Origin of the sequence: Rhizobium sp. BK619, assembly GCF_014195245.1 — a bacterium.
Taxonomy (GTDB): domain Bacteria; phylum Pseudomonadota; class Alphaproteobacteria; order Rhizobiales; family Rhizobiaceae; genus Rhizobium; species Rhizobium acidisoli.
The window spans coordinates 544389-569161 of the sequence record NZ_JACIBH010000001.1 but is presented as its reverse complement, the minus strand read 5'-3'; the positions used below and the strand labels follow the sequence as shown (position 1 = coordinate 569161).

Annotated in this window: 27 protein-coding genes; 12 read left to right on the top strand and 15 right to left on the bottom strand. The window is 60.0% G+C overall.

Going from position 1 to position 24773, the window contains the following annotated elements:
- Nucleotides 1–278: 278 nt before the first annotated feature.
- Complete coding sequence (locus FHX14_RS02680; RefSeq protein ID WP_184375995.1) at nt 279–677, top strand: hypothetical protein; 399 nt, start codon at nt 279–281, stop codon at nt 675–677.
- Between the two features lie 451 nt (nt 678–1128).
- Here FHX14_RS02680 and FHX14_RS02675 read toward each other — a convergent pair whose 3' ends face one another.
- From FHX14_RS02675 to FHX14_RS02665, 3 genes are read right to left on the bottom strand one after another with little or no spacing between them, the layout of a single operon-like run.
- A complete protein-coding gene (locus FHX14_RS02675; RefSeq protein WP_184375993.1) occupies nt 1129–1392 on the bottom strand; it encodes a hypothetical protein in 264 nt (87 codons plus the stop codon).
- A gap of 4 nt (nt 1393–1396) precedes the next feature.
- A complete protein-coding gene (locus FHX14_RS02670) occupies nt 1397–2209 on the bottom strand; it encodes a Ku protein (protein WP_003590931.1) in 813 nt (270 codons plus the stop codon).
- 11 nt (nt 2210–2220) lie between these two features.
- Nucleotides 2221–3135, bottom strand: coding sequence for a Ku protein (locus FHX14_RS02665; RefSeq protein ID WP_003590934.1), 915 nt, complete (start codon nt 3133–3135; stop codon nt 2221–2223).
- Nucleotides 3136–3818: 683 nt separating this feature from the next.
- Here FHX14_RS02665 and FHX14_RS02660 point away from each other — a divergent pair.
- Together FHX14_RS02660 and FHX14_RS02655 are read left to right on the top strand one after the other, a co-directional pair.
- Entirely contained in the window at nt 3819–4199 is a 381-nt protein-coding gene (locus tag FHX14_RS02660) for a response regulator (RefSeq protein ID WP_184375991.1), read from the top strand.
- 658 nt (nt 4200–4857) lie between these two features.
- Nucleotides 4858–5076 carry a hypothetical protein gene (locus FHX14_RS02655; RefSeq protein WP_003595391.1) on the top strand — a complete coding sequence of 73 codons (219 nt, stop codon included), beginning with the start codon at nt 4858–4860 and terminating at the stop codon, nt 5074–5076.
- A gap of 261 nt (nt 5077–5337) precedes the next feature.
- On the opposite strand, the gene FHX14_RS02650 is transcribed toward FHX14_RS02655, so the two are convergent.
- Together FHX14_RS02650 and FHX14_RS02645 are read right to left on the bottom strand one after the other, a co-directional pair.
- Nucleotides 5338–5523, bottom strand: coding sequence for a helix-turn-helix domain-containing protein (locus FHX14_RS02650; RefSeq protein WP_184375990.1), 186 nt, complete (start codon nt 5521–5523; stop codon nt 5338–5340).
- 1 nt (nt 5524) lies between these two features.
- Nucleotides 5525–5770 carry a hypothetical protein gene (locus tag FHX14_RS02645; protein WP_246713338.1) on the bottom strand — a complete coding sequence of 82 codons (246 nt, stop codon included), beginning with the start codon at nt 5768–5770 and terminating at the stop codon, nt 5525–5527.
- Nucleotides 5771–6022: 252 nt separating this feature from the next.
- Between FHX14_RS02645 and FHX14_RS02640 the strand changes: the two genes are divergently transcribed.
- On the top strand, nt 6023–7000 hold the full coding sequence (locus FHX14_RS02640; RefSeq protein WP_184375988.1) for a magnesium transporter CorA family protein: 978 nt from the start codon (nt 6023–6025) through the stop codon (nt 6998–7000).
- Nucleotides 7001–7266: 266 nt separating this feature from the next.
- Here the strand turns inward: FHX14_RS02640 and FHX14_RS02635 are convergent, their stop codons facing one another.
- From FHX14_RS02635 to FHX14_RS02625, 3 genes are all read right to left on the bottom strand, one after another.
- On the bottom strand, nt 7267–7887 hold the full coding sequence (locus tag FHX14_RS02635; RefSeq protein WP_184375986.1) for a LysE family translocator: 621 nt from the start codon (nt 7885–7887) through the stop codon (nt 7267–7269).
- Between the two features lie 90 nt (nt 7888–7977).
- Nucleotides 7978–8916 (bottom strand): adenylate/guanylate cyclase domain-containing protein, encoded by a 939-nt coding sequence (locus tag FHX14_RS02630; protein WP_184376252.1) that lies wholly within the window; start codon nt 8914–8916, stop codon nt 7978–7980.
- Nucleotides 8917–9366: 450 nt separating this feature from the next.
- Nucleotides 9367–10665 carry an epoxide hydrolase gene (locus tag FHX14_RS02625; RefSeq protein WP_184375984.1) on the bottom strand — a complete coding sequence of 433 codons (1299 nt, stop codon included), beginning with the start codon at nt 10663–10665 and terminating at the stop codon, nt 9367–9369.
- A 617-nt stretch (nt 10666–11282) separates the two neighbouring features.
- Between FHX14_RS02625 and FHX14_RS02620 the strand changes: the two genes are divergently transcribed.
- Nucleotides 11283–12215, top strand: a complete 933-nt coding sequence (locus tag FHX14_RS02620) for a LysR family transcriptional regulator (RefSeq protein ID WP_184375982.1) — start codon at nt 11283–11285, stop codon at nt 12213–12215.
- Nucleotides 12216–12459: 244 nt separating this feature from the next.
- Here the strand turns inward: FHX14_RS02620 and FHX14_RS02615 are convergent, their stop codons facing one another.
- The gene (locus FHX14_RS02615) at nt 12460–13128 is read right to left on the bottom strand and encodes a VOC family protein (RefSeq protein WP_184375980.1); all 669 of its coding nucleotides are present in this window, start codon (nt 13126–13128) and stop codon (nt 12460–12462) included.
- Between the two features lie 208 nt (nt 13129–13336).
- Here FHX14_RS02615 and FHX14_RS02610 point away from each other — a divergent pair, with 208 nt between their 5' ends.
- From FHX14_RS02610 to FHX14_RS02595, 4 genes are read left to right on the top strand one after another with little or no spacing between them, the layout of a single operon-like run.
- Nucleotides 13337–14623 (top strand): epoxide hydrolase family protein, encoded by a 1287-nt coding sequence (locus tag FHX14_RS02610; RefSeq protein WP_184375978.1) that lies wholly within the window; start codon nt 13337–13339, stop codon nt 14621–14623.
- A 33-nt stretch (nt 14624–14656) separates the two neighbouring features.
- Nucleotides 14657–15466 carry an SDR family oxidoreductase gene (locus FHX14_RS02605; protein ID WP_184375976.1) on the top strand — a complete coding sequence of 270 codons (810 nt, stop codon included), beginning with the start codon at nt 14657–14659 and terminating at the stop codon, nt 15464–15466.
- Between the two features lie 35 nt (nt 15467–15501).
- Complete coding sequence (locus FHX14_RS02600) at nt 15502–16530, top strand: D-cysteine desulfhydrase family protein (protein ID WP_184375974.1); 1029 nt, start codon at nt 15502–15504, stop codon at nt 16528–16530.
- A 48-nt stretch (nt 16531–16578) separates the two neighbouring features.
- Nucleotides 16579–17172 carry an NADPH-dependent FMN reductase gene (locus FHX14_RS02595; RefSeq protein ID WP_184375972.1) on the top strand — a complete coding sequence of 198 codons (594 nt, stop codon included), beginning with the start codon at nt 16579–16581 and terminating at the stop codon, nt 17170–17172.
- A 51-nt stretch (nt 17173–17223) separates the two neighbouring features.
- On the opposite strand, the gene FHX14_RS02590 is transcribed toward FHX14_RS02595, so the two are convergent.
- The 6 genes from FHX14_RS02590 to FHX14_RS02565 form a co-directional block, all read right to left on the bottom strand.
- Nucleotides 17224–18771, bottom strand: a complete 1548-nt coding sequence (locus FHX14_RS02590) for an aldehyde dehydrogenase (NADP(+)) (protein ID WP_184375970.1) — start codon at nt 18769–18771, stop codon at nt 17224–17226.
- A gap of 195 nt (nt 18772–18966) precedes the next feature.
- Entirely contained in the window at nt 18967–19602 is a 636-nt protein-coding gene (locus tag FHX14_RS02585) for an isochorismatase family cysteine hydrolase (protein ID WP_184375967.1), read from the bottom strand.
- Between the two features lie 21 nt (nt 19603–19623).
- Nucleotides 19624–20172: a hypothetical protein gene (locus tag FHX14_RS02580; RefSeq protein ID WP_184375964.1), complete on the bottom strand. Its 549-nt coding sequence runs from the start codon at nt 20170–20172 to the stop codon at nt 19624–19626.
- Nucleotides 20173–20256: 84 nt separating this feature from the next.
- A complete protein-coding gene (locus FHX14_RS02575; protein ID WP_054184688.1) occupies nt 20257–21246 on the bottom strand; it encodes an enoyl-CoA hydratase/isomerase family protein in 990 nt (329 codons plus the stop codon).
- Nucleotides 21243–21749: a RidA family protein gene (locus tag FHX14_RS02570; protein WP_184375962.1), complete on the bottom strand. Its 507-nt coding sequence runs from the start codon at nt 21747–21749 to the stop codon at nt 21243–21245. Before FHX14_RS02570 ends, FHX14_RS02575 begins: the two co-directional genes overlap by 4 nt.
- Nucleotides 21743–22468, bottom strand: a complete 726-nt coding sequence (locus FHX14_RS02565; protein ID WP_054184731.1) for an SDR family oxidoreductase — start codon at nt 22466–22468, stop codon at nt 21743–21745. Before FHX14_RS02565 ends, FHX14_RS02570 begins: the two co-directional genes overlap by 7 nt.
- 284 nt (nt 22469–22752) lie before the next feature.
- Here FHX14_RS02565 and FHX14_RS02560 point away from each other — a divergent pair, with 284 nt between their 5' ends.
- The 3 genes from FHX14_RS02560 to FHX14_RS02550 all read left to right on the top strand — a co-directional run bounded on the left by FHX14_RS02560 (nt 22753) and on the right by FHX14_RS02550 (nt 24749).
- Nucleotides 22753–23838: a nitronate monooxygenase family protein gene (locus FHX14_RS02560; RefSeq protein WP_184375959.1), complete on the top strand. Its 1086-nt coding sequence runs from the start codon at nt 22753–22755 to the stop codon at nt 23836–23838.
- Complete coding sequence (locus tag FHX14_RS02555) at nt 23816–24100, top strand: YbfB/YjiJ family MFS transporter (RefSeq protein WP_281414158.1); 285 nt, start codon at nt 23816–23818, stop codon at nt 24098–24100. Before FHX14_RS02560 ends, FHX14_RS02555 begins: the two co-directional genes overlap by 23 nt.
- A gap of 187 nt (nt 24101–24287) precedes the next feature.
- Nucleotides 24288–24749 carry a nuclear transport factor 2 family protein gene (locus FHX14_RS02550; RefSeq protein WP_054184692.1) on the top strand — a complete coding sequence of 154 codons (462 nt, stop codon included), beginning with the start codon at nt 24288–24290 and terminating at the stop codon, nt 24747–24749.
- The last annotated feature ends 24 nt before the right edge of the window (nt 24750–24773 follow it).

Genomic DNA, 24773 nt, shown 5'->3' with positions numbered 1-24773 from the left:
CCAATTGCCTATCTTGACCTCCAAATCTGCTTAATTTCACTCCGCCAGTTGGGGCCTGGACAGAGCTCGGATCGTTATGAGCCGCAACCTGAACATCATATATGTTCGCGCCACGCCCGAAAGACGCCGCTCACAGGCCTTTGTTATCCCGCGCGCGATATGAAAGCCCCGAGGCCTTTCCTTTCTCCCAAGGGTTTCGCAGGGAACAAAAGCTACTCCCGAGACATATCCCGGCGATTTTCAACAGGTGCGGCCTAGCCGTGAGAAGGAGCTACCCAATGGTTACCAGGAAGGAGCGGCCCACCCTGCTCGATGAAGGCGCGAAGATCGGCGAACCCGTCCCGCGCGGCATCGTCGACCTTAACACGGCTTCGGTCGGTATTCCGGCGCAACCGCTAGTCGACGCGCAGCAGGAGATCGGCGCGCTGCGTAGGCAGTTGGAAGCCATTCGCGACCAGCTCCCCGGCGCGGTGGCGGGCGGTGCACGTCAGGCGGCACGGCAGACGAAAGCAACGATTAAGCTTTACCCTATTCCCACACTGGTCGTCGTCGCTGGGCTTACCGGCGTGTTCGCCTTGGCGGTTGCTGGTCTGAAAGCCGCTTCGCCACGCTCGCGGTACGACCAGACGCTCGATGATCTCCGCAGTCTATACGACAGGATCCGTGAGCGGTTCTAGGAGGGTTGATGCTAGAACCTCAGCTTTACCGCTAGCTTCATCTCGAAGGCTGGCATTTGATCTAGCAGAATCACTCCTGCTTGATGCCCATCAAGGGCAGCGGAAACGGGTCACCAGTCATCGTATGTTCGACGCGGCTTCAGCGATCCGCAGACCAGCCACAGTCGTCGATGCCGCCCCGCATGCTTCGCCTAACTCGGCCGCCATGTATCTGTCGGCGTCCGCTGCAGCGCGCAGGCGTTCCGTCTGCTGTTCAAGGGCCGGGTCGAGGGGCGAGCCTCGCCGTCCAGATCGGCAAGCTTCTCCGAGCGAGTCGAAAATGGTCTTCGTTGCCAATCCATCTTCCAATTGCCGCCCCGGGCAGCACCTCAGTAACGCGCTCATGCGCCGGAGCCGTCGCCAACCAAGGCGACGGTTCCCTGGACGACTGCCGGCGCGCACGCGCGACCTGTCAGTGCCGGGTATCGAATAGGGGCTGGTCGTCGTCAAAGTTGCCGTTGCTGGCGGCGTCGTAGGCATTCAGACTCCTAGCGCCGCCACGTGTCCCGAAGGGTGTGAGCTGGACCATGATCGCTCGAGCGCGCTCGACTGCGACCCCTTCATCGACATAAGCCCCATCGGCAACATGAACCGTTACAGCTTCGCCATCGTCCCCCACAAAGTCGATCCGCCAGCCGTTATCCTGGTGAGCAACTCTCGTGTCTGTCAGATGCATGGCGTTACCCTGCCTTTCTTCCCTTGAGATCGGCTTGGACGCTCTTTCGCAGAGCATCCATGATGTTGACCACATTCGACGTCGGTGCGGCCTCGGCAGCCTTGCCTTTGGCGGCCTTTTTCGGCTTAAGCGCCTTCCTCTTCTCTTCGATCAGCTTGAGTAGGCTAGTCTGGATCGGATCACTGACCATGTCCGACGACCAGTGCGCAGACTTCTGTTTTATGAGCTTCTGGACCAGAGGCACGAGATCGGGATCGGCTTCGTCATCGATATCCTCGAAGTACGACTCTTCCGGCCGTACCTCGTCGCCATACCGCAGAGACCAAAGGACAATGCCTTGGTCGCGCGGCTCCAGGATAACCGCGCGTTCGCGACGGCCCATCACCAGCTTGGAGACCCCCACGACTCCATCCGACTTCATCGCATCGCGGATCACCGCGAAAGCTTCGTTGCCAACAGCGTCGTCCGGCATCAGATAGTGAGGCTTCTCGAGGTAGACCCATTCGATACTCTCGGCCGGAACGAACTTATCGATATCGATGGTCTTCACAGTATCGAGAGCGACGCGATCCAAATCATCGTCAGTGAGGATGATGTAGTCGTTCTCACCGCGGGCATAGCCCTTGGCTTCGTTCTCGTCCTTGACGGGTTTTCCGGTGATCGAATCCACATATTGGGAGACGACGCGGTTGCCAGTGTCCTTGTTGAGGGTGTGGAAGCGGACCTTTTCGGATTCGGATGTCGCTGGGGTCATCGCCACAGGGCAGGTAACCAGTGAAAGCTTGAGGTAGCCTTTCCAATAATAGCGCGGTGCCATGTCAAGTCTCCCTAGCTTGCCTTCCGGTGCGCCGGCGATCTCGCAGCGGCTGCCTTCGAAGCGGTGCCTCGCGTGGCGCGCTGCCGACCGGCGCCTTGGTTGGCGTTTGCCGCCGTACGTTTCGGTTTGCTTTCGGCCGCCCCGGTCTTGAGAAGCCCAGCGCTTTCGCGAAGCGCGGCCAGAAGGTTGTTCGGGTTCGAGACCTCGACCTTCTTCGGCTTCGGCAGTGACCTGCCTTCCATCTTCGCCTTCACCAGCTCTCCAAGCGCGGCCTCATAGCGGTCGTCGAAAGTTGCTGGATTGAACTCGCCCTTCTTGGTTGCGATGATGTGCTTGGCTAGATCAAGCATCTCGCCCTCGATCTTTAGCTTCGGCATCTCCTCGAACGCTTTTGTCGATGAGCGAACTTCGTAGTCGTAGTTCATGGTGGTGGCGATCAACCCTTTGCCATGCGGGCGTATCAGCACTGCCCGGACACGGCGGAATAAAACGGCACGCGCAATGGCAACCACCTTTGACTTCTTCATTGCCTCGCGGAGCGCAACGAAGGCATCTCCGCCCGCCTTGTCGGGGGTCAGGTAATAGGGCTTGTCGAAATAGACGTCGTCAACTTCGGAGCACGGAATGAACGCCTCGATCTCCAGCGTTTTGTTGCTTTCCGGGATCGTAGCTGCGACCTCCTCAGGATCGATGATGATGTACTGGCCGTTGTCGATCTCGAAGCCCTTGGTCTGCTTCTCCTTCGGAACCGGATCCTCGGTCTCACTATCGATGAAGATGCGGCTGACCCGATTGCCGGATGCTTTGTTGATTGTGTTGAAGGTGATGCGTTCCGATGTGCTAGCCGCCGTGTAGAGCGCTATTCCGCAGGAGACTTGCCCAAACTTCAGGAAGCCCTTCCACTGCGCACGATGTCCTGTCGCCATGACACTCACTCCGAATCACTAGGGTCCGACTCAAAGACGTGCCAGGGTGATTCGTTCCGACTCGAAACGAATCATTTTTCAATGACTTACGGGAGCTCCCTCAGAAATTGATTCCGCCTCTGTTTTAGGGCCCGACGCAGCCCTTGGTGGAAAAATGATCTTAGTTAAGCCGTGAAGAGAGAGAAACTCGATGAGCGTTCCTCCGTGTGCGAGGGCAGCCGAGCGCCTCAGGGGCCCGTTTCGCCCAGAACACGCGTCCTGTCGGCGCATTCCAGTCAGACCTTTTAGCCTGCAAACCATCAGGACCAGATGCGTACCAACCGGGTGGGTGCTTCCATACCACTGGCCGGCCCAAGATCCTAACGGCGCAACTCCATGTCCATGACCGCCCCGGCGAAATAGCAGCGCTCCAATATGCGATCCGAGCCTGATCAAAATAAAGGCCTTCTGTTTGGTACCAAGCAATAATGATCGGTACCCAATAAATGGCACGGCAATTGGCGACCATCGCTGAACCTGGGCTTAGCGTCGTTGCGCGAAGAATATTTACAAAACTGGCTCCATCGACAGCACATCGACCGATTGTTGGTATTTTATTAAACATGTGGGGGAATACTTACACCGAGGGACGATCTAAATCTGGGCAAGCGAGTTGATCTCGTAACCGCAGAACGGAGACGGCCATGTACAAGCGTACCGTACTTATCGTCGAAGACGATCTTCTGATCCGCATGGTGCTTGCAGACACGCTCGCCGACGAGGGGTATAATGTCATCGAAGCAGGAACTGTCCTCGAAGCTGTTGCAGTGCTTGGTCGAAGGAAAATCGACGCTGTCATCACAGACGTCGACATGCCGGGCGGACTGAGCGGCCTCGATCTCGCGCGCATGATATCGTCCTCCGACATGAAAGTACCTGTGATCATCACTTCAGGCGGCAGCATCGTTGCACCCGAGGAACTGCCCTCTGACGCGGTCTTCATGCCCAAACCCTATGGAATGAATGCCATCTCGGCGATGGTTGGAGAGATGACTGCGGCCGAAACCCGCAAAATGGCGAGCTAACGAAGGCAAAAAAGGCAAAGCGGCCGCGAACGATCCGTCTCCTGCTCTCGATGACCAGGCCGCACCAATCATCTTCCTTGCGGGCTCACCCGCATTTTGGGCTGCTTCGCGCACAAGCCGTAATCGCTCAAGTTCCAGGACGCCGCGTTTTGCGTCGTGCATCTCGTCCCACTGCAGCTCTTCGACCTATCCGGCGACTTGTCGGGCCTGGCCGACCGCGATTCTGACTTCAAGCTGCCGGCGGGCACGGGAGAGAGCTCGCTCGCGGATCGCCGGGAGCCGGGACGCAAGGCACGACCGACGCCGGTGCCGCAGCCGCGCGACATCTTCGTCAGAGACGTTCTCCATCGAGACATTGAAGGTGAGGGCGCGGAATTTCCACTGATGGGAAAGAGACCACCAGGAACTCACCGGCATTCCCCACGTTGAGGCTGCGAGGAGGAATACCAATGTCAGTTCCATTCGAGCCTATCGTGCCACCGACGTCCGTGCCCCCGCTCGACAATCCGCGCCCAGATCCTGATCGCGTTCCTGGTGAAGAACCGCTTCCCGATCCTGAACCTGACGAAGGCGCCGCACCAGCAAGTTGGGCGTCGTCACTTTGTGCGACCTGGGGAATGCTCTGCCAGGGCGTTCGTCTCCAGCCGGAGATTCGACGATGAGCCGCGACTGGAAAGACGGTCTGCGTGAGCGGCTGGAGGATTTCGTCGACTCGCTGGTCGTGCAAGGCGCGAAGCAGGCGGACGTCTATGAGGCGATCGTCGAAGAGGTGGGACATCTGCGAACGGCATACGAGCGAGATCCTGATCCCGCCGAGGATCGCTCCGGCGTCGAAGCCGAGGAGCCTTCGAACGAATGGCCGGGCGCACTGCCTTAAGCACAATAAAAAAGGCCCGGGCGAATTCGCTCCGACCCTCTCCGCATCGCATCTCGTACCAGTGCTAGCAACATCCGTGGTCAAAGCCGGATAACGACCTCGGCTATCGCGAACACTCTCGTGGAGCACTCACCAACGACGCCGATGACCTACATCTAGACGATAACTGCGTTCGTTTCCATTTCACACCAGTAATCAAGTGTTTGTGGGCTGTGCGAAGATTGCTGCCACCGTGAACTATGCCGACGTCATCAGGCAGGGTTACCTCAGCGCTTGCTCGATCCGCTCGACGTTATGCGCCGGCACGTCGTCCCCGCGCTCGGCCGCTACGATCTCGGCGGTCGTCAGGCCTGTGGTGGTCGCCAGCTCTTCCAGGCTATATCCCCTGGCAACTCGTCCTTTCCGCAGCCCGTTTCCCGCCTCGAAATTCTTCGATACGTGATCCATTTCATTCTCCAGTGTTTGAGATTGCATTGTTTAACGAGGATTTCTCCATCGACGCAGCCGCTGCTTCCTTCCGCGACGTCGCCCCGGCCGCTGCGAGCCTGAGCCTGCGCAGCCGTTCGGTCTTCTCCTCGCGGCAGCGGCGTTCTTCGTCTGCTGCTTCTTGCGCGATCGTGTTCGTGCGCTCGACCGCGGCCGCGCGCTGACCGACGGTCAAGGTTCGTTTGATCCTCGAAACCATGATTTCCATCTATGTGAGTGTTTCCGGAAATATGGTGATCCACGCCCGGTTTCACAACGCATGGCTGCTCTTCGCTGTACGCGCAGATCGCCACACAACTCGACCAGGAAGATGAGCATCCGGCGACGGAAACAAGCTTGTTGGCCTTCGATAGGATAACCATCGCCCGCTCTTTCAACAATATCTTGCGATCTAACGGTACTTCGCAAGCCTGACGGACCGTGTAAAACTCGTTCGATCCAGATCTTCCAGGAGCCCTGCTTGCTTAAAATATATCGAGACAACGATGGCGCTGTTCGATCGGCCGGGGCCGATGACGATTTACCGGGGCAAGTGATCTGGATGGACTTGTTCAATCCCGACGAAAAGGAAATTGAATTCATTCAACGCCGGGCGAAGGTAAGGGTGCCTACACGCGACGCTCTGAGCGAGATCGAAGCTTCCAGCAGGCTGTCGAGAGAGGGCAAGGTTCTTTATCTCAGCGCGCCGGTCATCGGACACGCAACCATCGGAGAGGCCGAGCTCTCCCCGGCTGGATTTATCGTCGGACCTGATTTTCTGGTTACGGTTCGCTACGAGAGCTTGCCGACGTTCGATGCCGTTGCGGAACGGCTGCAACAAGACGAGACCCTTGCTAGCGGTATGGGCGTTTTTGTCGCGTTGCTCGAGGCGATCGTGGACCGCGGCGCAGACGTTCTCGAGCATCTGGCCGCTGCCGTCGACGAGGTGTCGAAGACGGTCTTCAAGGGCAATCTCAAAGGCTCGGCATCTCCCCGCAGCGCCAATTTCACCCTCCGTCGGGCGCTGTCCAAGGTGGGCGCGCTCGGCGACCGATCCTCAAAAGCCAGAGATGTGCTGCTGGGTGTCGGAAGGATGGCAAGCTTCACCCTGGATGTGTGTCACGACGTCCTATCCGACGATTTCCGAGACCGGCTCCACGCGGTGACGAAGGACGTCGCCTCGCTGAGCGATTACGAGACGCACCTGTCCGACAAGACGCAGTTCCTGCTGGATGCTGTACTCGGCTTCATCACCATCGAACAGAACGACATCTTCAAAGTGCTGACGATCGCGTCGGTTGTTGGCGTCCCGCCCACCTTAATGGCAGGGATATGGGGCATGAATTTCAAGTTCATGCCAGAACTGAGTTGGACCTGGGGATATCCGTTTGCGTGGGCTATCATCATACTGAGCGCCGTTGCACCGTTGTTTTGGTTCTGGCGCAGAGGGTGGTTTTGAGCCCAAACCATCGAAACCTACTGGAGTGGTTCCTCCTCAACGCGCGCTGACCACCGCGTTGTTCTGATGCGCCTTCATCCGCTGAAGACGCCTCCTCCTCCGGCATGCTCGGAGAATCCGCTCTAATCAGGCTTGCCACTTCCGAACCCAGGCAATCAGCGATACCGCACCAACATAAGCCCGTGCCGTTCGGATTGTGTGCCAGATTCTGGCCGACGCGATTTGCCATGTAGGCAAAGTAATCTCGTTCAAAATCCGTCTTGATCCTACTGCCGCGATAGGAGCAGTTTTGTGCCAAAGCCAATGAATACGGTCGCAACACCGACATCAATCTTGCGTTTTGCCCTGAGATAACCAGCGGCCACCGCAGGATGGGTGATCAGGCTGATCAGGCAGGTGTAGTAGATGGTTGAGATCATCATCATCTCGGCAATTGCCGCGGCGCCGTAAAAGAACGGTGTGCCCACGGGCATCGTCGCGGCGAAAAGCGACGCGACAAAGAGCGCTGTTTTCGGATTGGCAAGGTTGGTTGCGAGACCCATGCGATAAGCTGTGGCTAATGGTACTTCGACGCGCGCCGGCGAAACATCCGCATCCCCGCCGCGTGTTTTCCGTAGGTCGAGGAAGAGTTTCAGCCCGAGCCAAACAAGGTAGAGCCCACCAGCAATTTTCAGGGCCAGATAGGCGAACGGAGCGGCCTGAAACAGCACGTTGATCCCCAACCATCCGGCCAGGCCCCAAATGAACGTCCCGGTGACGGTACCGCAAGCCGCTGTGAGCGCAACCTTGCGCGTCGATGTCAGGCAATAGCGGATGGACAGCAGCGTATTTGGCCCGGGCGTCATGGAAGCAATGGCCCAAATTGCCGCAACTGAAAGGAAAAACATGCGGTCCTCGAGTTTGTTTGCGGCAGCTGTACGCCCTGGTTGAGCCGCAGGTAAAGACAAATTAATGCGGCAGCTTCGTGTTTGATAATTCTACCTGCCCGGTCCCGCGAGCATCAGACGCGCCAAGTCACAAAATTGTCCTTGGGGATATTTGGCAAGGTAGGCCTCAATCATTGCAGCATTCCCATCACTGCGTACCGTGTCCCAGAAGGCAACTTCGACCGCCAGCTCTTCCGTGGAAGGCTTGCCGTTTTCAAGGCGAGCCTTCGCCAGATCGACAAACTTTCCGTTCGGATATCGCGTCAAATATTGTCGGTATTCGTTGGGGTCATTGCTTTCCCGTACAGAGTCCCAGTAAGCGATCTCGACCTGCTGCATGTCGTCCGGGGTTCGATAATCGGTCGATATCGGTTCGGCATGCTGTGCCCAAGTGCCTTTGTCGCTCCCATCATCGAGATGCGGGAAGCGGGACTCCGTTCCATCGATGAGCGGGTCTGCCTCCTGATCGAATTGCACCCGGAACACCCTCAGCGGTCTTGCGATGTTTTTGAATGTCTGCTCACCAAGATCTTCGAACCTCGCGTCCACGCGGTCCCGGAGATGATCTCTGACACCGCGAGTCACGCAAATGCCGCCGACATCCGCCATGCCTTCCAAACGAGCCGCGATATTTACACCATCGCCAAAGATATCCCCGTTCTTGACTAGAACGTCGCCGACGTTAATGCCAATACGAAAACTCATCCGCTCCTCGTCAGGTAGAGCCTGATTGGCGCGCCAGATGGATTGCTGCATGGCAACGGCGGCATTGAACGCGAGCACGATCGATGGGAATTCAGCAAGAACGCTGTCACCAGCCGTCCCGAAGATTTCCCCCTTTGCCCGTTCGATGATGCTGTCGACGATCGTGCGATGCGACGTCAGAGTTGCCAGAGTCCGCTCCTCGTTTACATGCATCAGCCGGGAATAACCCTCCACGTCGGCAGCGAGGATGGCGGCAAGCTTTCGATCAAGAGGAGGAGCTTCCATGCGTCTGTCCAAAGTGGCCTCTCCGCAAAGAAAGGCCGGCGTGAGCTTTTGTTCCTTCGCCTCGGTGATACTCATACCATACCTTAGATGACCGGCCGAAAACACATCGGCCGCCGGCCACAGGGTTACGTGGCCGTTGGCAGACATGTCGTCTTGGGGGGAACCCGAGCCAGACGATCTCCCGAGTGGGCATCATAAATGGCGAGATCAACAACGAAGTCGCCGGACTTGCTAAGCAATCCAGCATAGTCGCCGCCAGAGGCGCGGCTTCCCGCCGGTCAGTCGACGCAGCGTGCGGCATTTCGGATAGGCCCCGTCGACAGCCGATGACGGAGCAAAGGTTCTGATCCCTTCAAGACGAACGGCACGCGGCTTTTCAAAACCGGCTTCGGGGTGAAGTCCCACCAAGTTGCTAAACAATGGCGGCACAGATGGCGCCATCGGACAACTTCAGATTTGATCGCGCAGAAGCTTGAAGGAGGCCCGCAGCTCTGCCGTGAACACCTCCGGCTGCTCCCAGGCGGCGAAATGCCCGCCCTTGGCCGGCCGGCCATAGTGGATCAGATTCGGATAGGCCTTCTCGGCCCAGCTCTGCGGCGCTTGGTAGATCTCATCCGGAAAGGCGCTGACGGCGACCGGGATCTTGATGCCGCGCGGATCGAAGAACCCGCCAGAGGGGAAATGCGCATTGTCCCAGTAGAGGCGGGCCGACGAGATCGCCGTATTCGTCAGCCAATAAAGCGTGACGTTGTCGAGGATATCGTCGGGCGTCAGACCCTCCTTCTCGCCGTCAAGGGACCGGGCAATCATCCGGTAACTGCGGATGTCGTGATCGAGCATCCAGGATGCAAGTCCAATAGGCGAGTCCACAATGCCGTAGAGCGTCTGCGGCCGATTGTTCATCTCGATCGCGTAGCCGAGACCGTTCTTGTAGAAATCGTCGAGCTGCCCATAGGCGCGCTTCTCGTCATCGGAGAGGTCCGCCGGCGCCGGCGCGCCCGATGACAGGAGCTTGGCGATATCTGCGGGCACGGTGGCCGCCATGTTGGTGTGGATGCCGATGAGGCCCGCTGGCTCCTGCACCGCCATCAGCTCGGTTACCGCATTCCCCCAGTCGCCGCCCTGCGCCACGAATTTCGTGTAGCCGAGGCGCTGCATCAGAACAGCCCAGGCCTTGGCGATGCGCGGCGGATTCCAGCCCGTCTCCCTCGGTTTGGCCGAGAAGCCGTAACCCGGCAGCGACGGGATCACGACGTGGAAGGCATCGGTCTCTGTGCCGCCATGGGCCGTCGGATCGGTCAGCGGCTCGATAATCTTCAATTGCTCTACGATCGAGCCCGGCCAGCCATGGGTAATGATTATCGGCAACGCATTTTCGTGCTTCGACTTGACATGAATGAAATGGATGTCGAGCCCGTCTATCTCCGTCAGGAATTGTGGAAGGGAATTAAGCCGAGCCTCAACCTTTCGCCAGTCGTGGGTCTTCCAATGGTTGGCAAGCTTCTTAATCGTGTCGAGCTTGACGCCTTGGCTCTCGTCTGTGACGTTCTCCTCGTCCGGCCAACGGGTGGCGGCAACACGTCGCTCGAGATCGGCAAGCTGATCCTTAGACGCAGTGAACCTGAAGGGCCGGAGCCCGGATACGGTCCCTGTCGCTGCGAACGCTTCGGGAAAGACCCCGATAGCGCCGGCGGACGCAGCGACTGCAAGCAGTGTTCGACGGGTGACTTTTGGCTCATCTCGGGACATGGGGTCATCCTTGCTCGTGCGGAGTTATTTGACGAGGAGGAAATTCGCACTGAAGGAGTTCTGCAACAATTGCACCAAGGTATAGCCGACACCTTAGTATCGGGCTGTTTCTCCGACTGCTCGACTACGGTGCGGACATGGACAGAAGTTGGGCAAGGGCCGAGTTTTATTGCAAAGGCGGCCGTGGTGCTTGTCTCTTCGGCCGACGGTACGGAGGAGTGCCTGGCCACTCGTCTTCGAATACGATGTTGCGCTTACTGAATAACGCAGCAGCTCTTCTCGCGTCGAGATATCGTCATCAACCACGAACACTGTCGGTCGATCCTGATCGCCTAGGTTCAAAGTCGTCACCGTCGAGGTCATCCGGGACATTTGCTCTCCCAAAGAGCTGTCCAGGTCGTCGCCAACGCCCCGAAAATTGTATCACGAAAGGTGCGCCTGTCGCCAAAACCTTCGGTTTGCTTAGCAAGCCCTGACGGAATGAGCGGTCCATTGGAGAAGTCGATTGAACGATGGTACCGGCCCAGAAGGGTCGCGCGTCGCCTCCTTGTTGGGTAGAAGGCCCGTGACCGGCACCTTCACGCGGTCGCCCACGCCTAAGCGGTCAGGAGCAGATAATGGATCGTATCGATGCAATGAAGGTCTTCGTCACTGCGGTTGAAGAAGGAAGCCTGGCAGGCGCCGCTCGTAGGCTGAAGCGGTCCCCGACTGCGATCAGTCGGGCGTTGGGTCTGCTTGAGCAACATGTTGGTGTGGAGCTCCTTCACCGTACGACAAGGAGTCTAAAGCTCAGCGAGGCGGGCCAGAGATATGTCGAAGCTTGCCGCAGGGTGCTTGTGGATCTCGATGAGGCGGACATGATCGCCGGCTCAGAGCGATCCTCTCCGCGAGGAACACTGACGATTTCGGCGCCGCCCATCCTGGGCGAAGAGGTGCTCCGACCGATCCTCGACAGCTTCCTTCGCGAGAACGCCAACGTATCCGTTCGGCTTTTGATGCTGGATCGCTTTGTGAACCTGGTCGACGAAGGAGTGGACGTCGCCCTCAGGATCGGCAATCTCGCCGATTCGACTCACATATCCACCCGCATCGGCGGAGATGTTCGCCGCGTCGTGGTCGCAGCGCCGCAATATCTCGACAGTCGAGCCGCGATCAACGAGCCGTCGGATCTCTCCCGCCACGACTTGATCGCCTTCTCGAACTTCGGCCTCGTATCCTGGAGCTTTGCGCCGGCAAAAGGCACTTCCGTCCCAAGAACCGTTCACTTCACCCCACGGTATCTTGTCAACAGCGTCCGAGCAGCCGCGGCATCGGCCGCGGAAGGAATGGGCGTAACCCGGCTCTATTCCTATCATGTCGCCGGATATGTCCGGGACGCTCGCCTCAAAGTCCTTCTTCCTCAGGCGGAGCCACCTGCGCTGCCTGTTCACATCCTGTCCCCCCAAGGCCGCACAGCAGTTCCGAAAGTGCGAACCTTCATCGACTTTGCGGTCCCGCGGCTACGTTCGGAACTTGAACGCATCGCCGCGGAATCCGGCAGCCTCGAATGATTGTGCCGAAAGGCGGTTGGCTGTCTGCGGCCAACCGACGGTTCTCCGTGGCGTCCTTCCAAGCTAACGTTCAGTTACGGTGATGCGGTCAGTACCGGCTTTGCGCTCGTTATCCGAGGCGGATGGACGGGTGTCGCCGACAGCCAGCGGGAACGCGCAACGCTTGGGCAGGGAGGATCGCCCGGGGCGCAGGTTTTCAGACCCGGAGGTGGTCGGAAAGCCTTGAAGTGAAAAAACGAAGAGGTCACGTCGGCAGGGTTTGGCCGGACTGCTCCTTGACCAGATAGTCGGCGTACCATTCCGGCCAGGCTTCGTCGTGCTTGCCGCCGGCGCGCTTCTCATGCTCGCCATGTGCGGAGGCGACCCTGCGCAGCGCCTCTGCGAGGTCGCCGACGGATGCGAACGCAGCACCTTCGGTCTCGATGCGACCAGGAAGTCTCGCCGTGACTTCCTGCAGGAGCCACCCGTTTCCGTCCGGGTCGGAGAAGGAGGCGAAAGACCCGTAGCTCGTCCGGGAGGGATGTGGTCCGGGTAGCCGCTGGTCGGCGCCCTTGTGATGAAAGACGCCGCCGGCGTCGTGAAAGACGCCGCTCATCTCGGCGCCGCGAGAGGCAAGGGCTGCGTGCGCCATCTCGATATCGGTGACGATTAAGTGGAGGCCTTGAGCGGAACCGGGCGAGGCGGCCGTCACATTCGCTCCGAAGATCACGGAGCAAGGCGAGCCTGGAGGGGTCACCTGCACGACGCGAAAACCGTCCTTGCCAGATACGTCGGCGTCGAGCCTCCAGCCAAGGCCGGTGTAGAAGGACTTGGCGCGATCGACGTCAGACACGGGAATGACGACGACTTCGAGCTTCATGTCGATGTGATCTGCGTGCGCGGAATTGGTTGAGTTGGATTCCTGGATGGCCATCTCGATCTCCTGTTAATCACGGTCACTTCACCGCGGTCGGCACGATGCGCCATCGCTGTCCCCGATGTCCATTATCCGAAGGTGTCGATGCGTGGAGCACCCGGTAACCGATCCATTGGTATCGCCGATACCTTTGAACAATATCTTCGCCAGCCCCGCCGGACGATCCCTAATGCATTCCAAAAATGAGGTTTCAACGGAGGACGTCATGTCAGCAGAAGTTCAAACACAGACCGCTCTATCGCCGACGCGACGCGAACTGCTTGCAGTCTCGGCCGCGACCGCCGCCCTCTGCATTCTCCCCAAGCCGGCCAGGGCGACGACGGAGAGCGATGCTATCCGCCCCTTCAAGTGCGCAATCCCACAGAAGGAGCTCGATGAGCTGCGCCGCCGTGTCCGTGCTGCACGTTGGCCCGATAAGGAGACGGTTTTCGACCGATCGCAAGGCGCGCAGCTTCAAAAGCTAAAGCCGCTCGTGGAGTACTGGGGCACGGAATACGACTGGCGGCGCGGTGAGAAGAAGCTAAACGCGCATGCGCAGTTCATGACCAGGATCGACGGCCTCGACATTCACTTCATCCACGTCAAGTCCAAGCACGCGGACGCGCTGCCGCTGATCATGACGCACGGCTGGCCCGGATCGGTGCTCGAACTCCTCAAAACCGTGGGACCGCTGACGGACCCGACCGCACATGGCGGGGCCGCAGAAGACGCCTTCCACGTCGTCATCCCGTCGATGCCCGGCTACGGCTTCTCCGAGATTCCGAGCGAAATGGGGTGGGGGCCGGACCGCATCGGGCGTGCCTGGCACGTTCTGATGAAGCGGCTTGGCTACGCCCGCTACGTCTCGCAGGGCGGCGACTGGGGCGCTGTCGTATCCGACAAGATGGCGGCACAGGCACCGGACGGGCTCCTCGGCATTCACACGAACATGCCGGCGACCGTTCCGCCCGACATTGCTAAGGCGCTCGCCGATGGCGAACCCGCACCGGCCGGGCTTTCCGGAGATGAGAAAGCCGCCTACGAGCAGATGAACGCCCTATACACGAAGGGCGCGGGCTACGCTTTGATGATGGTCACGCGGCCGCAGACGCTGGGCTATGCGTTGACCGATTCACCGGTGGGTCTCGCCGCCTGGTACTACGACAAGTTCGCCGACTGGACCTATAGCGGCGGCGATCCGGAGAAGTCGCTGACCAAGGACGAGATGCTCGACGACATCTCTCTCTACTGGTTCACCGGCACGGCCACGTCTGGCGCGCGGCTCTACTGGGAGAACAACGCCAACAACTTCAATGCCGTCGATATCAAGATCCCGGCCGCGATCACCGTCTTTCCCGGCGAAATCTACCAGGCGCCGAAAAGCTGGGCCGAGAAGGCGTACCACAACCTCATCTACTACAACAAAGTCGAAAAGGGCGGCCACTTCGCCGCCTGGGAACAACCAGACCTCTTCTCATCAGAGCTCCGTGCGGCGTTCAGAACGCTACGCTGACGCTACACCGCACCTCAATCAAGGAGAACCACAATGACAAACTTTCCAAGAGGCACTGCGCTGATCACCGGAGGATCGTCGGGTATCGGTGCCCTCTACGCGGACAGGCTCGCTCGCCGCGGCTACGACCTGATACTGGTGGCGCGCAATCAGGATGCGCTCGCCAGGATCAGCAAGGACATCGCCAGTTCGACCGGTCGAAACGTAAAGACCGTCCGGGCGGATCTTGGACAGCGCGAGGACCTTCTGAAAGTCGAAGGTATCCTTCGGAGCGACCCGTCGATCACCATGCTCGTCAACAACGCCGGCGTCGGCGCGGTCGAGCCGCTGCTCATGTCCAACGTCGAGGCGATGGAAAAAATGATCGCGATCAATGTGACGGCTCTGACTCGTCTCGTCTATGCCGTCGCGCCGTCCTTCGCCGCCCGCGAGCACGGCACGATCGTCAATATGGCCTCCGCATTGGGCATCGCGCCAGAAATCCTCAACGGCGTCTACGGCGCCACGAAAGCGTTCGTCATCGCTCTGACGTTCTCTCTGCAGAAGGAGCTGGCAGAAAAGAACATCCGAATCCAGGCCGTACTTCCCGGCGCGGTGGAGACGCCTTTCTGGGAGGCATCGGGCGGCTCGCTCGACCGCCTGCCCGACCATATCGTCATGAAAACCGAAGATGCGGTGGATGCTGCACTCGCCGGTCTCGACATGGGCGAGCTGATGACCCTTCCTTCGGTACCCGACATCGAAGACTGGAACGCATATGAGGCGGCGCGTCAGAAGCTGATGCCCAATCTTTCGCGCAACGTTCCGGCCCTTCGCTATCGGACGCCGGCGCTGGCCCCCTGACAGCTGGGCTACAACACTCAAGAAGCGAGGCAGAGATGTCCGACAGGGATCTTTTGAACCGGTTTCCGCGCGTGCGCCTGGTGAATGGAGCGACGCCGATCCAACGGCTGGAACGACTGGAGCGAGTGCTGGGCGCGAGCCGAAAAGGCGTCTCGATCTGGGCGAAGAGAGACGATCTGATGGAACTCGGCGGCGGGGGCAACAAGCTCCGAAAGCTGGAATTCCTGATCGGTCAGGTGAGGTCGGAAGGCTACGATACGCTGGTGGTGACCGGCGGCGTGCAGTCAAACTTCGCCCGTCTGGCCGCGGCCGCCTGCGCCAGAACCGGACTGGCATGCGAGGTCGTCCTGGCTCAAATGGTGCCCCGCGGGAGCGAGATCTATCAGGCGAACGGCAACGTCTTGTTGGACCGACTTTTTGGTGCCCGCGTCCATCTTCTAGGCACGGGCGATGATGCGAGTGCGTTCGCCACGGGCCGAACGTCGGAGATTGCCGCGTCCGGGGGAAAGGCTTTCGTGGGCACGCTTGGCGGTTCGACGCCGGTCGGAGCTCTGGGCTACGTCGACTGCGCATTCGAAATCGCAGGGCAATCGACTGAGATCGGCATCGCGTTCGACCACATCGTCGTCCCGAACGGTAGCGGCGGCATGCACGCGGGTCTGGCCGTGGGAGCTGCCCTTGCCGGAAAAGATCCTTCCAGGATCAGAGCATGCACCGTTCTCTCGCCAGCCGAGACTTGCGTCGCCGCGACTGTGGAGAAGGTCAACGCCGTCTTCGACCTCCTCGGAAAGAAGGACCGAATTCGAGGAGAGGAGCTGGAGATAGACGGCGCGCAGCTCGGTGGCGGCTACGGCATGCCGACGTCCGAAATGATCGAAGCCGTCAAGCTGGTCGGCCGGTCTGAAGGCCTTCTTCTGGATCCCGTCTACGGAGGGAAGGCCTTTGCTGGCCTGCTGTCCGATATCGACAAAGAAGTCATCGCGCCAGGATCGAACGTCCTGTTCGTTATGACGGGAGGTACTCCTGGGCTTTATGCGTATGCGGACGCCCTGAGCAGCGACTGATCCTCTCTCCCCGCGGTCATCATCAACCCGACATAAATGAGGAATGCCATGCCTACGAAACCAAAGATCGCCATCATCATCGGCTCCACCCGGCCGACCCGTTTCGCCGACAAGCCTGCACAGTGGATACTGAAGCAAGTTCAGGCTCGCGATGACATCGACGTTGAGATCGTCGATCTGCGCGACCATCCACTGCCATTCTTCGGCGAGGTCGCGTCGAACGCCTACGCACCAAGCCAGAGTGCGGAAGCCGTTCGTTGGCAGAAGACGGTGGGCCGCTACGACGGGTACATCTTCGTTTTGGCGGAATACAATCGCTCGATCACCGGCGTGCTGAAGAACGCCCTTGACCAGTCATACGTGGAATGGGCACGCAAGCCATTCACCGCGATCGCGTATGGCACAGCGGGCGGGTCGCGCGCACTCGAGCATCTGCGCGGAATCGGCGTCGAGCTGCAGATGGTCTCCACGCATGCAGCCGTTCATATCGGCGGCAGCGACTTCTTCACTGTCTTCTCGATGGGGGGCAACAAGCCGATCGAAGAGATCGAAGCCAACCTCCTGCCGTCGGCGAAGACTGCGCTGGACGAGCTGGTCTGGTGGGCGAAGGCCACGATGGCTGCGAAGGCTTCGGAAGTCTAACGTCTGCAAGACAGAGCAGGGGCGTTAGCCGCCCCGCTCCAGTTTTTTCGTCTATAGGCGATGCCCGGCCTTAACATTCTTGAGTGGGGCTGGAAGCAACCCGACCGGAAAGTCCTGGTAGGAGACTGGGCGCAGGAATCGATAGATCGCCAATGTGCCTACCGACGTCGATCTTCCGTCCGATGTCGCGGGATAAGGTCCACCATGGACCATAGCCGGGGAGACCTCGACGCCCGTCCCGAAGCCGTTGACGAGGAGCCGGCCCGCGAGAAGTTCCAACTGCGGGATCATCTGGGAGGCAGCATCGATGTCCTTGGCATCCACATGCAGCGCGATCGTCAATTGACCTTCCAAGGATGCGACGACCCGACGCAACTCGCCGTGGTCGTGGCAGCGAACGATCAGCCCCGCCGCGCCAAATACTTCCTCCTGCAGCTCTGGATTTCCAAGGAATGCAGCCGCCGTCGTCTCGAACAGCGCGGCCGCGGCCTGATGGGGCGTTCCTTCCTTGCCCGCAGAGACCTGCGATACGGACGGCGACGACGAAAGCCTTGCCACGCCTTTGCGATACGCCTCGCAGATGCCGCCTGTCAGCATGGTTTGAGCCGGCGCATCCGCCAACGCTGCCGCCGCGCTATCGATGAAGGCGTCGAGGCCCGCACCCTCGATGGCGACGATCAGGCCAGGATTCGTGCAGAATTGACCGGCGCCGAGGGTCAGCGAAGCCGCGAACGATCTCCCGATTTCCGCGCCCCGGCCCAGCAGTGCGTTTGGATAGAGAATGACGGGGTTGATGCTGCTCATTTCGGCGTAGACGGGTATTGGTTGCTTCCGCTCCGAGGCGATCTTCATCAACGCGGTGCCGCCCCGGCGCGAGCCGGTGAAACCAACTGCGCGCACCCGGTGGTCGGCGACCAGGGCCTGGCCGACCTCGAATCCCGCGTCAAACAAAAGCGCGAAGGTCCCCGACGGGAGCCCGCATGCCGCGACGGCGTCGACGACGGCCTTGCCAACCAATGCGGAGGTTCCGGGATGGGCGGAGTGCGCCTTGACTATTACCGGACAGCCGGCGGCGAGGGCGGAGGCAGTGTCGCCGCCAGCGACCGAAAAGGCCAAGGGGAAGTTCGACGCCCCAAACACTGCGACCGGTCCGAGAGCGACGTTGCGGAGCCGAAGATCAGGCTTCGCCACCGGCTTGCGCTCGGCGTTGGCGGGATCGAAACGCAGCTCCTGGAAGACGCCGTCGCGGACTTCCTTGGCGAAGAGCCGAAGCTGTCCGACCGTTCGGGCACGCTCTCCTTCGATGCGGCCCCGCGGCAGTCCCGTCTCGTCGATTGCTCGCAGGACGAGTTCGTCCCCGATGGCCAGAATTCCTTCCGCGATCGCTTCCAGGAAGCGGGCCCGATCCTCGAGCGATGTCTCCTTGTAGACCGGGAAGGCGTCCCAGGCCAACGACGCGGCTTGTTCAACCTGCTCCGTGGTCGCGCCCGCAAAGCTCGGCTCCATGGAGCTGCCGTTGGCTGGGTTGATCGCGGAGAATGTCGCGGCCGCGCCGCGCATTCTCGCGCCGCCGATGAGGAGGTCGCCGTAGGGTGTCATCGTGGATCCTTTCAAACTATGCGGGTCGATATGGTCCTCAACTGATAGGGAGGCTCGACGCAAACCGTTAGGGGTCGGCTTTCGACCTCAAATAGGTGTCGGCACTAGGCTTGCCAACCCTCGGCCTGCAAATAGTATTACTTTTTGAGCGGAGCTGCATCCGACGAGCTTGAGGCCCGCCGGATGATGGCAGCTTCACGCCGCTTGAGTGCCGGCGATCGCCGCCACGGTTTCCTTCGTGCCCACGATGGCGCTGGCATAGCTGGGCAGATTGACCTCCAGCGCCGCATGCATCATTTCCGGCGAATAGTCGGCGACCGCGTCCTTGACGACCGTGACGTCGTAGCCAAGTTCGGCGGCGTACCGCACCGTTGCTTCGATGCAGGTGTGGGCCACCAACCCGATCACGATGACACGCTGGATGCCGTGCCGCTTCAGCTCGAGATCGAGATCGGTGTTGGCGAAGCCGCTCGAGCACCAATGCTCGGATGCGACGACCTCGCCGGCCACGGGTACGAACTCGGCTCTAAACTCACCGCCCCACGTGCCGAACTCGAAGCTTTTGCGGTGCCAGGCCGCACGCTGGATTGGCGCCACGTACTTCCAGTTCTCGTAGTCTCCGGCCCGATAGCGATGATGCATCGCGAAAAAGACCCGGAACCTGGCTTCGCGGGCGGCGGTCAGCACTTCGAGCATGTGGGGTACGCAGTTGTTCGCCTCGGCCACCTCTTTGATCCGCGGCCAGATCTTGCCACCCTCGGAAATGAAGTCATTGTACGGATCGACCACGAGGAGTCCGGTGTTGCTCCGATCGAAGGATAGTTCAGTCATGATGTTCTCCTTCACCGGTTTTCACGCCGCCTTCGTGGCTGAGTTCTTCAGGGCCGCGCGCTCGATGCTCGCCGCGAACAGCGGCGTCTCCCCCTTGTTGTGGGCAATGGACATCGGCTGTCGCTGGGTGCGGAAGAGCTCGAACGGGATGCCCTGGCGGTCGAGGAAAGCTATCATCTCGTCGGTCGCGTAGGATCGGACGCGGTTGGTGAATTCGCAGCGGTTCGCATCGACCTTCTTCACGCTCAGTTCCCAGGTGACGTGGATGGTGACCCGGCCGTTCGGTGTGAAGACGTCGGAATCGGAGTCGAGGATGAGATGATGCTTTTCGCCGAGCGTTTCGTGGTAATGCTGGACCATCAGGCTGCCGCCGATTGTTTCGACGTTGATCGACATCCGCGTGCCGTCGTCCGCTGTCGTGAACCCGGCAGCGATGTGGGCGGGCGAGCATCCCTGATATTCCTTTTCGGGCAGGTTAAAGCACCATGTTGGAATGTCGATCTTCTCGATCGGCGCGTTGATGACTGCCGAAAAGCTGGAATCGACGATCTGGTTTTCAAGCCTGTGCATGAGACTTCTCCCTTGTCGTTGAGCGCGTGGAGGATGTTGATGCCCGCGCGACCTGCTGAGTCCTTGCGCGGGCACCGCCTCGGCCTACTTGTCGGCCAGAGTTTGCGTGTAGTGTCCGAGCCTGGCTTCGACGTCCGGATCCCTCTGAAGGCCCATTTCCATCAGCCGTCCGATGTTCGTCTGCGCCACCGGACGCTGGACCGACGTGATGAAGGCGTCCCACCCCGCGGCAATTTCCGGATCGCTCGGAAGGCTTGCGAAATCGACCAGACGCTTGGTGTCGGCAATGGCCTGTCGGTCGAAACCCGAGATCCGCGTCGCCAGGGCGTCGACGAAAGGATCGAGCTTGTCATCGTCGAAGGATCGGTTGACGTAGCCGTACGCCTCCGCGAGATCACCGTTGATGTCATCGGATCCGAGTAGAACTTCGAGCGCTCGACCGCGGCCCATCAGCCGCGGTAGTCTTGCCATCGGTCCGCCGCCGGGGACGAGCGCCGCGCCGACCTCCCACTGAGACAGAATTGCCTTCTGCCGGCTTGCGAAGCGCATGTCGCTGGCGAGAGCAAGCTCGCTCCCGACACCCGTCGCGCGGCCGCGGATCAGGGCGATGGAGACGACAGGCGACTTGCTGATGCGGACCAGCATGTCGGGCAGGGGGTGCAAGCCGGTGGGGCCAGAAGGGAGGCCGGTGGATTCGGCGAGAGGCGGCGTAAAGTTGTAGTGGGTGAGGAAGAACCCCGGTACATCGCTGTCGAAGACGACAACTCTAAGATTGGGATCGCTCTCAATTGCGGCCACTACTTTTTCCATCTGGGGGATCGTCTCCGGTCCAAAGATGTTGAAGGGCGGGTTGTCGAAGGTGACACGCCAGTAGGCGGGCGTCCGCTTATCCACTTTGATTTGCGCATGTTCCTGACCTGGGTCGGCCTTGACCTCTGCCGCACGATCCACCTTCGGGGCGACTATCGATTGACCGGAAAGGGCGAGCGCCGGAAACAGCAGTAGCGCCGCGACGGTAAGGCCTTTCGACGACATGGCGATGGCGCTTGTCCTGGTTGGTTGTCTGAGCTTCATGGCTGACTCCATTCTTCGGTTTGAGAAGCGAACGCCGGCCCGATTTCGAAGACGAGTTCGATCTCGACGGGCATCCCGAGCGGTATGCTGGAAACGCCGAGGACCACGCGGGGAGGGAGCCGGGCGGGGCCGAACACGTCAAGCAGCAGCTCTGACGCTCCATCGGCGACTTTGGGATGTTCATGAAAATCGGCGAGGCAGGCGATATAAACGCCTAGCTTGGCGACCGATTGGATTCTGTCCAGCGTTCCTAGCTGCGACCGCGCGGCGGCTAGACCACTAAGACAGGCCGCTCGCGCCGCATCGTAGCCTTCGGCGACGGACAGCTCGCGGCCGACGAGGCCAGTATAGAGTGGCACATGTCCGGCGACCGGCAGCATGCCGCTTAGGAAAAGCAGCGAGCCGCTTTGGAACGCTTCGACGTAAGAGCCGAATGGCGTAGGCGCGTTCGGGAGGCATATGGCGAGTTCCTTGACGCGCGCCTCAGCGCTCGCGACTACCATTTGCCCAGATGTGCGCCGTTGTCGACGTGCAGCACCTCCCCTGTGATATTGGAGGATTCCGTCAGATAGATGACGCCGTCGACAATTTCCTGCACGGCCGTGATGGTGCCCATCGGCGACAAAGATTCGAGAAATGTTCGCGGGTTTTTTGCATGAAGTGGGGTGTCGACGACGCCTGGCGAGAGCGCGTTGACACGTATGTTGCTCTTGGCGAATTCCAGCGCGAGGCTCTTCGTGACTGCGTTGAGGCCGCCCTTGGTGATCATAGGCAGCGACGCTGTCACGCCGGCGATCGGATGGTCCGTCAAGGACGACGTGATCGTCACGATACTCCCGCCGGACTTCTGACGCAGCATCTGACCGATGGCATGTTTCGTGAAATGGATGAACCCTTCGACGTTCGTCGCGCACAGGCGTCGGAAGTCCTCAATGGTGTATTCGAGGAACGGCTTGGTGAGGAAGACACCGGCATTGTTAACGAGCGCATCGATCGAACCGAATTGCTCAACCGCCGTTGTCGCCACCCGCTCTGCCGTTTCGGGATCCGCGACGTCGCCGCTGATTAGCTCCAGCCTGCCTGCGCGGTCGAACAGCTTGCTCTCGCTGATGTTCCGTGAGGTTCCGACGACGTTCCAGCCCTTGTCCAGGAACGTCTTGACGAGTCCGGCTCCGATCCCTTGCGACGCGCCAGTGATGATAATAGTCTTATGCACGCTCATGCCTGCCTCCGTTGGCGACGTGGATTTCTTCGGCCGCCAGGTGGCGGTCGGTCGCTTTGTTCCTCGTGAAATGCGTTGATCCAGCCATCGGCCGGGAGCTTCCCGGCGGTCGCGCCGCCATCCGCTCTGCCACGACCATCGCGCCAAAAATCAGGAGCCGATATTGTACCAAGGTGTTCCCGATACCTTCGGATTGGGTCGCTCTTCAGCACACCAAGGTCCAATAGACGTGGAGGGTGGCCGGGGGTATCAGCGTTGCACCTCACGCACGATAAGGAGCCCACATGACCCGCTGGCCCGATCGCCGAATTCTCGATCTGTTTGGAATCGAGCTTCCCATCATCCAGGCGCCGATGGCCGGCGCGACGACGATCGAAATGGTCGTCGCCGCGGCCAAGGCCGGCGGTCTCGGGTCACTTCCAAGCGCTCAGTCGAACGTCGAGGGGCTGCGCCAAGCCCTCCATGAGATCCGCGGCGCTACCCACGCGCCTGTTAACGTGAACTTCTTCTCACATGTTTCCCCGGCCGAAGATCCAGCAGCACAGATGCGATGGAGAGCGCTGCTCGCGCCTTACTTCGTAGACGCAGGACTTGACCCTGCCGCGCCGATCGCCGCGACAGGCCGCGCACCATTCGACCCTTCGTTTTGCGAGGTGGTCGAGGAATTGAAGCCGGAGGTCGTGAGCTTTCATTTCGGGCTGCCCGAAAAGTCACTGGTCCAACGTGTGAAGGCGACGGGCGCGAAGATCATGTCATCTGCGACGACCGTGGCCGAGGCCCTCTGGCTCGAAAAAAACGGCGTCGACGCAGTCATCGCGATGGGTTTCGAGGCCGGCGGACATCGTGGGAACTTTTTGAGCCAGGACATGACGACACAGGTTGGAATCATGGCGCTCCTGCCCCAGGTCGTCGACGCGGTGCGGGTGCCGGTCATCGCCGCCGGCGGCATCGCCGACGGGAGAGGTGTTGCCGCCGCCCTGATGCTCGGAGCTTCCGCCGTCCAAGTCGGGACAGCATACCTGTTCTGCCCTGAGGCGAGGATTCCCGCAGTTCAGGCAGAGGCGCTGGCCTCCGCCCGTGACGACAGTACCGCGATAACGAACGTTTTTACCGGCCGTCCAGCGAGAGGCGTCGTAAACCGTCTGATGCGTGATCTGGGTCCAATCTCAGAGGCTGTGCCTGCATTTCCAACTGCCGGAGGAGCTCTCGCTCCAATCAGAGCAAAAGCCGAGGCGGAGGCGAGGAACGATTTTACGAACCTATGGTCGGGTCAGGCCTCCCGTCTTGCTTTGAAAGTTGGGGCCGAGGAATTGACGCGAGAGCTCTATCGGTCTGCGTTGGACGTCATTGCATGCCGCAGTCCTACCTGACGGCATTCCGCAGATCCTTCCGCATCTCGGGAGATACATGGGACTGCTGACGGCGGTGTTCGCGATCGGACAAATCATGGGACCGCCGGCCGTAGGACTGATCCTGAAGCATGCGGTGAACGTAGACGCCGGGTTCGATCTCGTGCTTGGCGTCGCCAGCCTCGCGCTCGTAATCGGCGCCGCGATCTATGTTGCGATGAACCTACTGTTTCCAAGCGAGCGAAATGTGAGGACCGAGATACGATCGGTTCGCCCCACCTGAAAATAACGCGACGATCTCCACCGATGCACTCATCAAATTGATCGGCAACACCATCGTACAATAGATGGATTGGTATCGATTGGGCATGATGCCCTGATGAACAGACAGCAAACCAAGTTGGCCAGCACGACGAGAGTCACATGCTTTCCAAGTGCGTCACCACCTTGAAGAAGTACGGAGCAAATCAATGGACCGGCATCTCATGGAAGTTAACGGCGGGGAGACGGTGCAGGAAGATGGAAGCGCCTCGGATGCCTTAATACGGTTCTATCGAGCCTTCAACGCTGGCGATCTCAAAGGTCTGGAGAAGGTCTGGCTCGGCGGCTCGGATCCCAGTATGGACAATCCGATCGGCGGCATCCGCCGTGGTTGGGACCAGATCGCCGACGGGTATTCAAAGCTCTTCAAGGGAAACACCAAGGTCCAGGTGACCTTCCACGACTTCACGAGCCAGGGCGGCGACGAGTGGCATCTGTTCGTCGGCCGCGAACGCGGAGTATGTCAGACGGCGACGGGGACGCTTGCTGTCGCCTTCCGGACGACCCGGTGGTTTGTACGCAAGGGAGGCGGTTGGCGACAGCTTCATCACCATGGGTCTGTCGAGGATCCGCAGATGCTGGCTGCCTATCAGAAAATGATCTTCGGCTGAAGAAATGGGCGCCGGCAACCGCCG

What these genes read in the sequence shown, in the direction of transcription:
- FHX14_RS02680 (WP_184375995.1), top strand. Translation starts at nt 279, where the DNA reads ATGGTTACCAGGAAGGAGCGGCCCACCCTGCTCGATGAAGGCGCGAAG.
- FHX14_RS02675 (WP_184375993.1), bottom strand. Translation starts at nt 1,392, where the DNA reads ATGCATCTGACAGACACGAGAGTTGCTCACCAGGATAACGGCTGGCGG.
- FHX14_RS02670 (WP_003590931.1), bottom strand. Translation starts at nt 2,209, where the DNA reads ATGGCACCGCGCTATTATTGGAAAGGCTACCTCAAGCTTTCACTGGTT.
- FHX14_RS02665 (WP_003590934.1), bottom strand. Translation starts at nt 3,135, where the DNA reads ATGGCGACAGGACATCGTGCGCAGTGGAAGGGCTTCCTGAAGTTTGGG.
- FHX14_RS02660 (WP_184375991.1), top strand. Translation starts at nt 3,819, where the DNA reads ATGTACAAGCGTACCGTACTTATCGTCGAAGACGATCTTCTGATCCGC.
- FHX14_RS02655 (WP_003595391.1), top strand. Translation starts at nt 4,858, where the DNA reads ATGAGCCGCGACTGGAAAGACGGTCTGCGTGAGCGGCTGGAGGATTTC.
- FHX14_RS02650 (WP_184375990.1), bottom strand. Translation starts at nt 5,523, where the DNA reads ATGGATCACGTATCGAAGAATTTCGAGGCGGGAAACGGGCTGCGGAAA.
- FHX14_RS02645 (WP_246713338.1), bottom strand. Translation starts at nt 5,770, where the DNA reads ATGGAAATCATGGTTTCGAGGATCAAACGAACCTTGACCGTCGGTCAG.
- FHX14_RS02635 (WP_184375986.1), bottom strand. Translation starts at nt 7,887, where the DNA reads ATGTTTTTCCTTTCAGTTGCGGCAATTTGGGCCATTGCTTCCATGACG.
- FHX14_RS02630 (WP_184376252.1), bottom strand. Translation starts at nt 8,916, where the DNA reads ATGGAAGCTCCTCCTCTTGATCGAAAGCTTGCCGCCATCCTCGCTGCC.
- FHX14_RS02625 (WP_184375984.1), bottom strand. Translation starts at nt 10,665, where the DNA reads ATGTCCCGAGATGAGCCAAAAGTCACCCGTCGAACACTGCTTGCAGTC.
- FHX14_RS02620 (WP_184375982.1), top strand. Translation starts at nt 11,283, where the DNA reads ATGGATCGTATCGATGCAATGAAGGTCTTCGTCACTGCGGTTGAAGAA.
- FHX14_RS02615 (WP_184375980.1), bottom strand. Translation starts at nt 13,128, where the DNA reads ATGGCCATCCAGGAATCCAACTCAACCAATTCCGCGCACGCAGATCAC.
- FHX14_RS02610 (WP_184375978.1), top strand. Translation starts at nt 13,337, where the DNA reads ATGTCAGCAGAAGTTCAAACACAGACCGCTCTATCGCCGACGCGACGC.
- FHX14_RS02605 (WP_184375976.1), top strand. Translation starts at nt 14,657, where the DNA reads ATGACAAACTTTCCAAGAGGCACTGCGCTGATCACCGGAGGATCGTCG.
- FHX14_RS02600 (WP_184375974.1), top strand. Translation starts at nt 15,502, where the DNA reads ATGTCCGACAGGGATCTTTTGAACCGGTTTCCGCGCGTGCGCCTGGTG.
- FHX14_RS02595 (WP_184375972.1), top strand. Translation starts at nt 16,579, where the DNA reads ATGCCTACGAAACCAAAGATCGCCATCATCATCGGCTCCACCCGGCCG.
- FHX14_RS02590 (WP_184375970.1), bottom strand. Translation starts at nt 18,771, where the DNA reads ATGACACCCTACGGCGACCTCCTCATCGGCGGCGCGAGAATGCGCGGC.
- FHX14_RS02585 (WP_184375967.1), bottom strand. Translation starts at nt 19,602, where the DNA reads ATGACTGAACTATCCTTCGATCGGAGCAACACCGGACTCCTCGTGGTC.
- FHX14_RS02580 (WP_184375964.1), bottom strand. Translation starts at nt 20,172, where the DNA reads ATGCACAGGCTTGAAAACCAGATCGTCGATTCCAGCTTTTCGGCAGTC.
- FHX14_RS02575 (WP_054184688.1), bottom strand. Translation starts at nt 21,246, where the DNA reads ATGAAGCTCAGACAACCAACCAGGACAAGCGCCATCGCCATGTCGTCG.
- FHX14_RS02570 (WP_184375962.1), bottom strand. Translation starts at nt 21,749, where the DNA reads ATGGTAGTCGCGAGCGCTGAGGCGCGCGTCAAGGAACTCGCCATATGC.
- FHX14_RS02565 (WP_054184731.1), bottom strand. Translation starts at nt 22,468, where the DNA reads ATGAGCGTGCATAAGACTATTATCATCACTGGCGCGTCGCAAGGGATC.
- FHX14_RS02560 (WP_184375959.1), top strand. Translation starts at nt 22,753, where the DNA reads ATGACCCGCTGGCCCGATCGCCGAATTCTCGATCTGTTTGGAATCGAG.
- FHX14_RS02550 (WP_054184692.1), top strand. Translation starts at nt 24,288, where the DNA reads ATGGACCGGCATCTCATGGAAGTTAACGGCGGGGAGACGGTGCAGGAA.